Below are 12243 nucleotides of genomic sequence, written 5' to 3' on the forward strand. Positions count from 1 at the left end.
GGGACATCCCTCCGGACCCGGTTAACAAGCCGGACATCTGAGGGTGTTCGGCGAGGCCGGTCCCGTCGCGCGGGTCGGCGGCGCCGGTTCGACCCGCAGCTCAGCGGTGCTGCTGCGGCGGGTATCCGTACCCGGCGGCGGGCGGCGCACCCGCCGGGGCGTGCGCCTCGCGGTCGTAGAACGGGCGGGCGTTGGCGCGCAGCCACATCGCGACCGGGTCGTACTCGTCGGACATGGCGACGGTGGAGACGGGCAGCCCGTCGGGGACCGCGCCGATCGACTGCCGCATCATCGCGCGCACCGCGTCGACGGAGGCCCGCCCGGTGTCGTACAGGTCGAGCCCGATCGCGAGGTACGGGACACCGACCGCGGGGTGCACCCAGGCGCGGCGCAACGAGCGGACGGCCGGGGTGCGGTGGGCGTTCTGGGTGAGCTGGGCGTAGAACTGCGGGAGCTCCACGGCGGGCTCGGTCAACCGGAGCGGGCCCGCGGGCAGCCGGTCCAGGCCGGTGGAGATCCGGCGCAGGTCCAGCCAGGGGATGCCGACCCCGCCGCCGGGGGCGTGCGGGTTGAGCCAGATGCCCCAGCGGTCGGGGAAAAGGGTGCGGGCGATGTCCCGGCCGGAGACCAGCTCGTGGGCGCGGCTCCAGCCGCTGGCGGAGAGCTCCTGGGCGGAGGTGACGCACGGTGCGTATCCGAGGCCGTCGACCTCCATGGAGCCGTACTGCGCGTCCGGTGAACCGGCCGTGCCGTGCCAGAGCAGCATCCAGACCCGGCTGTCGGCGAGGGCCGCGAGCAGCGCCTCGTAGGCGTCGTAACGCCCGGGGCTCACCTGGCGCAGCATGTGCTCGACCTGACCGGCCGCCGCAGTGCCTGACGCACTCACCCTGGGTCCCGCCCCTCATCGTTCCGTCGACGCTCCCGGGCACACGGGAGCGGCCTCGCCATCAAACCAGCTTATGCGCCACTTCTGACACCGACTTGACGCCACGGTCGGGCGGCGCCGGTACGCGGGCATCCCTCCGGCGGGGTCAGTGGCCCTCGCGCCGGTAGAACGGGCGCACCTTCTCCCGCATCCAGTCGCCCACCAGGTCCTGGGCCACGTCCAGTAGGACCAGGTTCACCGGCCAGGGCACCTCGACCCGGCCGAGCGCCCGTCCCAGGGCGTCCATCGGGGCGCTCTGGCCCGCGCCGTCCCAGGTGGCGAACTCGACGCCCACGAAGAGCACGGGGTCGCCGCCCTCGATGCTGGCGAGCGCCCGGCGGGCGGTGGACACCACGCCGGTGGCCTCGAACTCGGCGGAGACGGCGGTGAGGAAGTCGACGGGGTCGTGCTGCCAGTCCGGTTCGTACAGCTTGACCCGGCCGCCGGTGGCGGGACCGTCCAGGGCGGTGCGCCCGGCCCGGCAGAGCTCTGCGACGGCGGGCGGCGGCAGCGGGATGCCGACGGCGCCGCCCGGGTTCACCGCGATGCCGACCTGCGGGGGCAGGCCCCGGGCGAAGTCGCGGGCGGGGGCCACGGCGAAGGACATGTGGCTGCCGACGCAGCTGAGGAACTGGCCCTCGGAGCTGAAGACGGGGACGTACGCGGCGCCGTCGATGTCCATCATCGGCAGGTCGAGGTCGGCGCTGGCGGGCGAGCCGCCGGCCGGCAGCGGGACCCAGACCGAGCTGCGGCCGAGCACCTCGACCAGGCGGCCGCCCGCGTCGGCGACGCCGAGGGAGGCGGTCAGCACCTCTTCGAGCTCGTTGGCGGGCCACCCGTGCTGGGGGTGCGCCTGGACCGGTGCCGGAATGTCCACTGCCTCTGTGCCTCTCTCAGCTGTCGTTCGCTCGGCCAGAACCCTAACCGGCGCACGCGGCCGGGGCGTCCCCGTCGATGAAGGAGATCCGGCTGAGCGCGCTCGCCGCCTCCCGGTCCAGCAGCACCGCCGAGGCGCAGCCAGGGGGCAGCGTGCCCTGTTCGGTGTCGCGGATCAGCCGGGCCACCGCGTGCCGGTGGCGGGCGAAGGCGTACCCGGAGACGCCCCGGCCGCGTTCACGCTGCCCCTCGCGGGCCGTCGCGGGATCCACGTCGAGCAGGAGCAGGTGCAGGGTGCGGCCCCGGCGGGCGGCGTGCAGGGCGAGCCAGCGGCGTACCCAGGTCTGCGTACCGCAGTCGTGGACGACCACGGACGCGCCGGAGCGCAGGACGGACCAGAGCCCGAGGTAGTGGGCGGCGCGGACCAAGGGGCGGTAGAGGGCGTACGGAAGTAAGCGGGGCAGTGCGGCGGCCCAGCGGTCGCGGGTGTTCTGGGAGTCGATGGCGGGGCCGCTCACGGCCCGCCGGATCAGGGTGGACTTGCCCCCGCCGGGCAGCCCGGAGACGACCACGATGTCACCGGGGGTGAAGTCGAGGCTGTACGGACTGTGGCCGGTGCGCCCGCGCAGATCGCGTACCACCGGCGCACGGGGTTCCAGCAGCTCGCGGCCGGGTACGCCGGGCTGTGCGGGCATCGCGCTGTGCGCGACCCCCGCGGTCGGTACCGACCGCTGCAACACCATCGCCCATCCCCCTGCTGTCGGGCCGCATTCGCCTGCTCCTGAAGTGTAAAGAAATGGCAAGGCTCCACAACCGCCCTCGCTGTTCGCACCAGCGTTGCCGACCGGCCGCCCCACTCTGCCGCAAGGCGTGCGATGATGACCCGGCCAACTGCATACCGGCCGTTCGAATCCGCGCGGGAGAGTTCCGGCCACAGTGTGAGCCGGGCGCCGAAGGAGCAAGATCCTCCCTTGAATCTCTCAGGCCCCGTACCGCGTGGATGAGGCAGATCTGAAAAGCGAGTCGCCCTGCGGCTCCACCCAAGGTGCAAGCCGAGCCCTGTGAACAGGGCCCTCCTCTCGGGGGCATACCCCGTCAGGGGCTATCGGCGAACCTCTCAGGTTCCGATGACAGATGGGGGGGATCCGTCCTGACGTCGTCATGCCCTGGAGCCGTATCCATGAGCACTGCCCCCCGTCTCACCGCCCTCGACGCGCTGCACCGCTCGCTCGGCGCCACCATGACCGACTTCGCGGGCTGGGACATGCCGCTGCGGTACGCCAGTGAGCGCGACGAGCACAACGCCGTACGCACCCGGGCCGGTCTCTTCGACCTGTCGCACATGGGCGAGATCACCGTCACCGGACCCGAGGCCGCGACCTTCCTGAGCTACGCCCTGGTGGGGAACATCGCCACCGTCGGCAACGGCCGCGCCCGCTACACGATGATCGTCCAGGAGGACGGCGGGATCGTGGACGACCTGATCGTCTACCGGCTGGGCGAGACCGAGTACATGGTCGTGGCCAACGCGGGCAACGCTCAGATCGTGCTGGACGCGCTGACCGCCCGCGTGGCGGGGTTCGACGCCGAGGTGCGCGACGACCGGGACGCGTACGCGCTGCTCGCGGTCCAGGGCCCCGAGTCGCCCGCCATCATGAAGGCCGTCACCGACGCCGATCTGGACGGGCTGAAGTACTACGCGGGCCTGCCGGGCACGGTCGCCGGGGTCCCGGCGCTCATCGCCCGTACCGGCTACACCGGCGAGGACGGCTTCGAGCTTTTCGTCGCACCCGAACACGCGGAGCAGCTGTGGCGGGCCCTGACGGACGCCGGCCAGACGCACGGCCTGATCCCCTGCGGCCTCTCCTGCCGGGACACGCTGCGCCTGGAGGCCGGCATGCCGCTGTACGGGCACGAGCTGACGACGGCGCTGACCCCGTTCGACGCGGGTCTGGGCCGGGTCGTGAAGTTCGAGAAGGAGGGCGACTTCGTGGGCCGCGAGGCGCTCCAGGCCGCCGCCGAGCGCGCCGAGAGCGCCCCGCCGCGCAAGCTGGTCGGCCTGATCGCGGAGGGCCGCCGCGTCCCTCGCGCCGGGTTCTCGGTCGTCGCCGACGGCAAGGTGATCGGCGAGGTCACCTCCGGCGCCCCCTCCCCCACCCTGGGCAAGCCGGTCGCCATGGCGTACGTGGACGCGGCCTTCGCCGCGCCGGGTACCGAGGGCGTGGGCGTGGACATCCGGGGCACGCACGAGCCGTACGAGGTCGTCGCGCTGCCGTTCTACAAGCGCCAGAAGTGATATCCCGGAGGGACCGGCGCGCGTTCCGGGCCTTCCGCATCGGCACGCAGGCGTCACGGAAGTGACGTACCTCCGTCTCACACCGTAAGACCACCGTTCATCAGCACTCCCCCGCGTACAGGAGAATTCAGGTCATGAGCAACCCCCAGCAGCTGCGGTACAGCAAGGAGCACGAATGGCTGTCGGCCGTCGAGGACGGCGTGGCCACGATCGGCATCACGGAGTACGCGGCCAACGCGCTCGGTGACGTCGTCTACGCCCAGCTTCCGGAGGTCGGTGACACGGTGACCGCGGGCGAGACCTGCGGCGAGCTGGAGTCGACCAAGTCCGTCAGCGATCTGTATTCGCCGGTGACCGGTGAGGTGACGGCGGCCAACCAGGACGTCGTGGACGACCCCTCGCTGGTGAACTCCGCTCCCTTCGAGGGCGGCTGGCTGTTCAAGGTGCGCGTCACGGAGGAGCCGGCCGACCTGCTCTCCGCCGACGAGTACACCGCGTTCTCCGGCAACTGAGACCTTAAGGGACCCCCTGATGTCGCTTCTGAACTCCTCCCTCCACGAGCTGGACCCGGACGTCGCCGCCGCCGTCGACGCCGAGCTCCACCGTCAGCAGTCCACCCTCGAGATGATCGCCTCGGAGAACTTCGCTCCGGTCGCGGTCATGGAGGCCCAGGGCTCCGTCCTCACCAACAAGTACGCCGAGGGCTACCCCGGCCGCCGCTACTACGGCGGCTGTGAGCACGTCGACGTGGTCGAGCAGATCGCGATCGACCGGATCAAGGCCCTGTTCGGCGCCGAGGCCGCGAACGTCCAGCCGCACTCCGGTGCGCAGGCGAACGCCGCCGCGATGTTCGCGCTGCTGAAGCCGGGCGACACGATCATGGGTCTGAGCCTGGCCCACGGCGGTCACCTGACCCACGGCATGAAGATCAACTTCTCCGGCAAGCTCTACAACGTGGTCCCGTACCACGTCGACGAGAGCGGCATCGTGGACATGGAGGAGGTCGAGCGCCTCGCCAAGGAGTCCCAGCCGAAGCTGATCGTCGCCGGCTGGTCCGCCTACCCGCGCCAGCTGGACTTCGCCGCCTTCCGCCGTATCGCGGACGAGGTCGGCGCGTACCTGATGGTCGACATGGCGCACTTCGCGGGCCTGGTCGCGGCCGGTCTGCACCCCAACCCGGTGCCGCACGCCCACGTCGTCACCACCACCACGCACAAGACCCTCGGCGGTCCGCGCGGCGGCGTGATCCTCTCCACCCAGGAGCTCGCCAAGAAGATCAACTCGGCGGTCTTCCCGGGTCAGCAGGGCGGCCCGCTGGAGCACGTGATCGCGGCCAAGGCGGTCTCGTTCAAGATCGCGGCGGGCGAGGAGTTCAAGGAGCGCCAGCAGCGCACACTGGACGGTGCCCGCGTCCTCGCCGAGCGCCTGGTGCAGCCGGACGTCACCGAGGTGGGTGTCTCCGTCCTCTCCGGCGGCACGGACGTGCACCTGGTCCTGGTCGACCTGCGCAACTCCGAGCTGGACGGCCAGCAGGCCGAGGACCGGCTCCACGAGCTGGGCATCACGGTCAACCGGAACGCCATCCCGAACGACCCGCGCCCCCCGATGGTCACCTCGGGCCTGCGGATCGGCACCCCGGCGCTGGCCACCCGTGGCTTCGGCACCGAGGACTTCACCGAGGTCGCGGAGATCATCGCCGCGGCCCTCAAGCCGACCTACGACGCGGACGACCTCAAGGCCCGCGTGGTCGCGCTGGCCGAGAAGTTCCCGCTGTACCCCGGCCTGAAGTAGCACCTGGCCTGCGGTTCTGCGCACAAGGGCGGGGCACCGCGCACACTGAACGAGTGAGCGTGGTGCCCCGTTCCTTGCCCCGCCCCCGCTGATTTCATCCCGCTTGCCCTGCTTGTCCCCGCACCGCCCAGGCAGACAACGGCGTCTTCCAACCCCCCAAGGAGTCCTCCCGTGGCCATCTCGGTCTTCGACCTCTTCTCGGTCGGCATCGGCCCGTCCAGCTCCCACACGGTGGGCCCGATGCGGGCCGCCCGGATGTTCGCGCGCCGCCTGAAGAACGAGGGCCTGCTCGCGCACACGACCTCGATACGGGCCGAGCTGTACGGCTCCCTCGGCGCGACCGGCCACGGCCACGGCACCCCGAAGGCGGTCCTGCTCGGCCTGGAGGGCGAGTCCCCGCAGACGGTGAACGTGGAGTCCGCCGACGGGCGGGTCGACGAGATCCGCTCCACCGGCCGGATCAACCTGCTCGGCATGCACGAGATCGCGTTCGCCTTCGACGACGACCTGGTCCTGCACCGCCGTAAGGCGCTCCCTTACCACGCCAACGGCATGACGATCTTCGCGTACGACACCGAGGGCGCCCCGCTCCTGGAGAAGACGTACTACTCGGTCGGCGGCGGCTTCGTCGTGGACGAGGACGCGGTGGCGGGCGAGAACCCGATCGTCCCCGACGACACGGCCCTGCGGCACCCCTTCCGCACCGGCGACGAGCTGCTGCGCCTGGCCCGGGAGACCGGCCTCTCCATCTCCCAGATGATGCTGGAGAACGAGCTGGCCTGGCGCACCGAAGCGGAGATCCGCTCCGGCCTGCTGGACATCTGGCGGGTCATGCAGGCCTGCGTCTCGCGCGGCATGTCCCGCGAGGGCATCCTCCCAGGCGGCCTCAAGGTCCGCCGCCGCGCCGCGAACTCGGCCCGCCAGCTGCGCGCCGAGGGCGACCCGCAGGCCCACGCGATGGAGTGGATCACCCTCTACGCGATGGCGGTCAACGAGGAGAACGCGGCGGGCGGCCGCGTGGTCACCGCCCCCACGAACGGCGCGGCGGGCATCATCCCGGCCGTCCTGCACTACTACATGAACTTCGCGGCCCACGGCTGCACCGAGACGGAGAAGGAGGACAGCGTCGTCCGCTTCCTCCTCGCCGCCGGCGCGATCGGCCTGCTCTTCAAGGAGAACGCCTCCATCTCCGGCGCCGAGGTCGGCTGCCAGGGCGAGGTCGGCTCGGCCTGCTCGATGGCGGCCGGAGCCCTGGCCGAGGTCCTGGGCGGCTCCCCCGAGCAGGTGGAGAACGCCGCCGAGATCGGCATGGAGCACAACCTCGGCCTGACGTGCGACCCGGTCGGCGGGCTCGTCCAGATCCCGTGCATCGAGCGCAACGGCATGGCGGCGGTGAAGGCGGTGACCGCCGCGAAGATGGCACTACGCGGCGACGGCAGCCACAAGGTCTCCCTGGACAAGGTCATCAAGACCATGAAGGAAACGGGCGCCGACATGAGCGTGAAGTACAAGGAGACGGCGCGCGGCGGGCTCGCGGTGAACATCATCGAGTGCTAGGCGGATGGGCCCTGACCAGTGTGTTCGCATCTTTCAGCGCTGTCAGGGCCTTCCCTGCTCGCACGGCGGAAGGTCCCAGGGATCCCCCTGGGACAGACGTGAAAGTCCCTGAAAAGTTTCACCCGGCCCCCCGCTGACGGACGTGTGACCTGGGAGTTCGCGGCATCCGCGCAGCGATGATGCCCCTCGGGCACAGCGGATCGAACGATCACCTCACCCAGGCACAGGAGTCTTGTTGAACTGGGCCCCACGGCCACCTCCCCGGCGCCCGGCGAAGGACCCGTCCGACCCGTATGGGTCTAGCTCCACGAAGGCACCATCGCTGCCCTCACGCTCGTCCTGGACTGCGGAGGCCTGCCCAAACGGGTACGACGCACACCTGAGACCACCGAGTGGCTGACGGCAGCCGAAGCCGAAGACGTCCGCGTCGTCACCAGCGTCCCGGACGCCCGGATTCCGGGTACGGGCCGGTGCGCAGGGTGCGGACGAACGCCGCTTCGTAGGCGCATGACTCAAGCCTGGAGACGGCAGAGGGCAGATGGCAGGGCCTCGTGTCGAAGTCCGCGTCAGGGTTGTCTATCGTCTTACAGTGCGAACAAGTGTGGTGCCCGCCCGCAGGGCGGAGGGCGCGAGGTGGTGACGCCGCGGTGGCCGCGTTTTCGCCATCCGGCGCAGGTGGTCGTGGCCGGCTTCGCCACGGCCGTCCTGGCCGGGACCGGCCTGCTGATGCTGCCGGCGGCCAAGGCCGGGCCCGGTGGTGCCGGGGTGCTGGAGGCGCTGTTCACCTCCACTTCCGCAGTGTGTGTGACCGGCCTGATCGTGGTCGACACACCCGCGTACTGGAGCGGTTTCGGGCAGGCGGTCGTCCTGGGGCTCATCCAGGTGGGCGGCTTCGGCATCATGACCTTCGCCTCCCTGCTGGTACTCCTGGTCTCGCACCGCATCGGCCTCAAAGCGCGGATGTCGGCAGCCGCGGAGACCAAGACGCTCGGGATCGGCGACGTCCGCTCGGTCGTGACCGGCGTGGTCAAGGTCAGCCTCCTGCTGGAGGCCGTCACCGCTCTGGCACTGGCGCTGCGGTTTGCGATCGCCTACGACGAGCCCTGGCCACGAGCGGCCTGGCTGGGGGTGTTCCACTCCGTCTCGGCGTTCAACAACGCCGGTTTCGCCCTGTACTCCGACAACCTGATGAGCTTCGTCACCGACCCCTGGATCTGCCTGCCCATCGCCGCGGCCGTCATCGCCGGGGGGCTGGGTTTTCCCGTCCTGTTCGAGCTGCGCCGCCGTTTCCGCAAGCCGCGTGGCTGGTCGCTGCACACCAAGATCGTGTTGTGGGCCACGGGTGTCTTCCTGGTCGGCGGCAGCGTCTTCATCACCGTGATCGAGTGGTCCAACCCGGCTACCCTGGGCCCCCTGGACACACCGGGAAAGCTCTTGGCCGGGTTCTTCCAGGGCGTCATGCCGCGTACCGCCGGATTCAACAGCATCGACACCTCCCAGATGAACCCCGCGAGCTGGCTGGGTACGGACGTGCTCATGTTCATCGGCGGCGCGAGCGCGGGCACCGCCGGCGGCATCAAGGTCACCACCTTCGCCGTGCTGTTCTTCGTCATATACGCCGAGATCCGCGGCGAGGGCGCGGTCAACATCTTCCACCGCCGCCTGCACGGCGACCTCCAGCGCCAGGCCCTCACCGTCGTGCTGCTGTCCGTGGCAGCCGTGGCCATCACCACCGTGACCTTCATGGTCTTCTCCGACCACACTCTCGACGAGTCACTGTTCGAAGTCACCTCCGCGTTCGCCACCGTCGGCCTGTCCACCGGCATCACCGCCGACCTGGCCCCCGGCCTGCAGCTCCTGCTGATCGCGCTGATGTTCATCGGCCGGCTCGGCCCCATCACCGTCGCCTCCGCACTCGCCCTGCGCACCCGCCACCGCCTGTACGACCTCCCCGAGGAGAGACCCATCATTGGCTAGGAAACCCAACCCCAGGAAGCGCCGTACAGAATCGCGCGGCTCCGTCGTCGTCATCGGCCTGGGCCGCTTCGGCCGCGCCCTGGCCCTGGAGCTGGTCGACGAGGACACCGAGGTCCTCGGCATCGACGAGAGCGCCGAAGTGGTCCAGGCCCTCTCAGGCTCCCTCACCCATGCCGTGCGGGCCGACTCCACCAAGGAGGACGCCCTGCGCCAGCTGGGTGTCCACGAGTTCGACCGTGCCGTCGTGGCCATCGGCACCGACCTCGAAGCGAGCATCCTCACCGCCTCGCTGCTGGTCTCCTTCGGCATCGAGAGCGTCTGGGCCAAGGCCATCAGCGAAGCCCACGGCCGCATCCTCACCCAGCTCGGTGTCCACCACGTCGTCTATCCCGAGCACGACATGGGCCAGCGCGTCGCCCACCTCGTACGGGGCCGCATGCTGGACTACATCGAGTTCGAGGACGACTTCGCCTTGGTCAAGACCAGCCCGCCGGCCGACATCATCGGCCTTCCCCTGGCCAACAGCGCCGTCCGCTCCCGCTTCGGCGTCACGGTCGTCGCGATCAAGCGTCCCGGGGAAGGCTTCACCTACGCGACCCCCGAGACCGTGGTGGAGGCGGACGACACCATCATCGTCGCCGGACGCACCCGGGCAACCGAGCGCTTCAGCGAACTCCAGTAAGGCCCGCCCCGGCAACCTCAAGGGTGCTGCGTGATGGCGGATGCGGTCGGCGAGGGCGCCGGGGGCCTCTTCCGTGTCGGCTCGGTCTTCGGCTGCTCGGTGTGTGAGTGGGGCGGCGTGGTCGTCGGTGCGGGCGACGCGGCGAACCCGGGTCCCTCCGAGGCCGCCCGCTCGCGGTGCACGCCTGCGTCCGCCAGGAGTGAAGTGCACGAGGCCGGCTCACAGCCCCTGGGTCAGGCGGTGCAGGCGCAGGGCCAGTTGGATCTCCAGCGCGCGCGGCGGCTCGTTCCAGTCCGGGCCCAGGAGGCGGCCGATGCGTTCCAGGCGCTGCACCACCGTGTTCACGTGGACGTGGAGCAGCGTCTTGGTGCGGGTGAGGCTCGCTCCCTGGGCGAAGTACGCGTCCAGGGTGGTCACCAGGTCGGTCCCGCGCGCCGTGTCGTAGTCCAGCACGGGGCCCAGCGTCCTGGTCACGTACCCGCCGAGATCCGCCTGGTCGCCCAGGAGTACGCCGATGAACCCGAGGTCCGCCGTGGCCCCGCCGCTCCCCGTGTGGCCGAGCGTGCGCAGGGCGGAGAGGCAGCGGTCCGCCTCGCTGTGGGCGTCGGGCAGTTCGGCCGGGCCGGTGGCGGGGCCCGCCGCGCCCACGGTGACGGGGCAGCCGGCCGCCTGGCCCAGTTCGGCGGCGAGCGCCTGGGCGTCGGGGCCCGGGGTGTCGGAGGGGGTCACCAGGACGACGTGGTCGTGGTGGAGACCGGCGAGGCCGTTGCGGGTCTGGGCGCTGCGCGCGGCGGCGGCCAGGAGGCGGTGGCGGGGGGCCGCGTCGCTGTGGGCCACGAACACGCTGTGCAGGCGGCCCAGGTCGACGCCGAGGCGGCGGGCCCGGGCGGTCAGGGTGCCCGGATCTCCGGTGCGGGAGAGCAGGTCGCCGAGCAGCTCTCCCCGTACCCGGTCCTCCGTCTCGGCGACCGAGCGGCGCAGCAGCATCAGGAGCGCGGTGACCACGCTGGCCCGCTCGAAGAGCAGCCGGTCGGCGTCCGCGAGGCCCGCACGGCCGGTCAGCGCGATGGAGCCGAGGAGTTCGGGTCCGGCGAGGACCGCGCAGACCCAGGTGCCGTTCAGGGGGACGGCCCGGCCCCGGGCCCGGGAGGCGGCGACGGCCGGGGTGGGCGGGGGCTGCGGTTCCGTGCGGGCGCGGGCGAGTTCGGCGCCGTCCGCGTCATGGATGAGGATCCCGCCGTCCAGGATGTCGGCGAGTGCGGCGGCCACGTCGTCGGCCCCGCCGCCGCGCAGGACGAGGTCGGTGAGCTGGTCGTGGGCCTCCTCGGCGCGGCGCATCGCCTCGCTGTGCGTCCGGATGGTCTCGGAGGCGGCGTTGAGGTCGACGAGCGCGGCCCGGGTCTCCTCCAGCAGCCGGGCCCCGTCGATGGCGATCGCCGCGTGGTCGGCCAGTGAGGAGAGCAGCGCCACCTCCCCGGCGGTGAACTCGCGGGGTGCGCGGTCTGCGGCGTACAGGACACCGATGACGCGGCTGCCCAGCCGCAGCGGTACGCCGAGGATCGCGCGCAGCCCCTCGTCCAGGACGGCGCTGTCGATGGTGGTGGTGTGGTGGAAGCGGGTGTCGGCCGCGTAGTCGCCGGTCGCGTACGGGCGGGCCGTCTGGGCGACGAGCCCGCCGAGCCCCTCGCCCATGCCGAGCCGTACCCGCTGGAACGCCTCGGCCACCGAGCCGTCGGTGACCCGCATATAGGTGTCGCCCGCCGCGTCGTCGTTGAGCGAGAGGTAGGTGACGTCGGTGCCGAGCAGCAGTTTGGCCCGGTGGACGATGGCCCGCAGGACGGCGTCCAGGTCGCGCAGGGCCGCGAGGTCGCTGGCCGTGTCGAAGAGGGCTGTGAGCTGGGCCTCGCGGACCCGGTGCTGGCTGAGGGTGCGCCGGATGCGCAGCGCCACGGTGGTGGCATCGGCGATATGGGCCAGCTCGGCGGCGGGGGCGCCCGCCTCCCGGGCGGTGGCGGCGGGCCGGTCGAACTCCTCGGCCGCCGCGCCCTGGGCCAGCAGGTCGAGAAGGTGGCGCAGGGCCGCCGCGGAGTGCTGGGGGGCGGAGGGTGTCACGCCGGTGAGCATACGGTCATCGCCTCC

General features: G+C 71.5%; 10 protein-coding genes, 1 pseudogene and 1 riboswitch. Of the genes and pseudogenes, 7 read left to right on the forward strand and 4 right to left on the reverse strand.

Annotation, left to right across the window (positions count from 1 at the left end; genetic code table 11):
- Nucleotides 1–100: 100 nt before the first annotated feature.
- From AMK21_RS15170 to AMK21_RS15180, 3 genes are all read right to left on the reverse strand, one after another.
- On the reverse strand, nt 101–886 hold the full coding sequence (locus AMK21_RS15170; protein ID WP_073878139.1) for an enhanced serine sensitivity protein SseB C-terminal domain-containing protein: 786 nt from the start codon (nt 884–886) through the stop codon (nt 101–103).
- A 145-nt stretch (nt 887–1031) separates the two neighbouring features.
- Complete coding sequence (locus tag AMK21_RS15175; RefSeq protein WP_073878140.1) at nt 1032–1802, reverse strand: enhanced serine sensitivity protein SseB; 771 nt, start codon at nt 1800–1802, stop codon at nt 1032–1034.
- Nucleotides 1803–1845: 43 nt separating this feature from the next.
- Nucleotides 1846–2544 carry an AAA family ATPase gene (locus AMK21_RS15180; RefSeq protein ID WP_073878141.1) on the reverse strand — a complete coding sequence of 233 codons (699 nt, stop codon included), beginning with the start codon at nt 2542–2544 and terminating at the stop codon, nt 1846–1848.
- Between the two features lie 164 nt (nt 2545–2708).
- Nucleotides 2709–2806: riboswitch (glycine riboswitch) on the forward strand.
- A gap of 175 nt (nt 2807–2981) precedes the next feature.
- Between AMK21_RS15180 and gcvT the strand changes: the two genes are divergently transcribed.
- The 7 genes and pseudogenes from gcvT (at nt 2982) to AMK21_RS15210 (ending at nt 10104) form a co-directional block, all read left to right on the forward strand.
- A complete protein-coding gene (gcvT, locus tag AMK21_RS15185; RefSeq protein ID WP_073878142.1) occupies nt 2982–4097 on the forward strand; it encodes a glycine cleavage system aminomethyltransferase GcvT in 1116 nt (371 codons plus the stop codon).
- A 134-nt stretch (nt 4098–4231) separates the two neighbouring features.
- The gene (gene gcvH / locus AMK21_RS15190; protein ID WP_018509777.1) at nt 4232–4609 is read left to right on the forward strand and encodes a glycine cleavage system protein GcvH; all 378 of its coding nucleotides are present in this window, start codon (nt 4232–4234) and stop codon (nt 4607–4609) included.
- Between the two features lie 19 nt (nt 4610–4628).
- Nucleotides 4629–5888, forward strand: a complete 1260-nt coding sequence (gene glyA / locus AMK21_RS15195; RefSeq protein ID WP_073878143.1) for a serine hydroxymethyltransferase — start codon at nt 4629–4631, stop codon at nt 5886–5888.
- A gap of 171 nt (nt 5889–6059) precedes the next feature.
- Nucleotides 6060–7445, forward strand: coding sequence for an L-serine ammonia-lyase (locus AMK21_RS15200; RefSeq protein ID WP_073878145.1), 1386 nt, complete (start codon nt 6060–6062; stop codon nt 7443–7445).
- 318 nt (nt 7446–7763) lie between these two features.
- Nucleotides 7764–7883, forward strand: a pseudogene (locus AMK21_RS37100) (DNA-binding protein); the annotation flags it as partial.
- Nucleotides 7884–8081: 198 nt separating this feature from the next.
- Complete coding sequence (locus tag AMK21_RS15205; protein ID WP_324613908.1) at nt 8082–9422, forward strand: TrkH family potassium uptake protein; 1341 nt, start codon at nt 8082–8084, stop codon at nt 9420–9422.
- Entirely contained in the window at nt 9415–10104 is a 690-nt protein-coding gene (locus tag AMK21_RS15210; RefSeq protein ID WP_073878149.1) for a potassium channel family protein, read from the forward strand. Before AMK21_RS15205 ends, AMK21_RS15210 begins: the two co-directional genes overlap by 8 nt.
- A gap of 219 nt (nt 10105–10323) precedes the next feature.
- Here AMK21_RS15210 and AMK21_RS15215 read toward each other — a convergent pair whose 3' ends face one another.
- Nucleotides 10324–12228, reverse strand: a complete 1905-nt coding sequence (locus AMK21_RS15215) for a helix-turn-helix domain-containing protein (protein ID WP_073878151.1) — start codon at nt 12226–12228, stop codon at nt 10324–10326.
- Nucleotides 12229–12243 lie beyond the last annotated feature (15 nt).

This window comes from Streptomyces sp. CB00316 (assembly GCF_001905595.1).
In the GTDB taxonomy this organism is placed as follows: Bacteria; Actinomycetota; Actinomycetes; order Streptomycetales; family Streptomycetaceae; genus Streptomyces.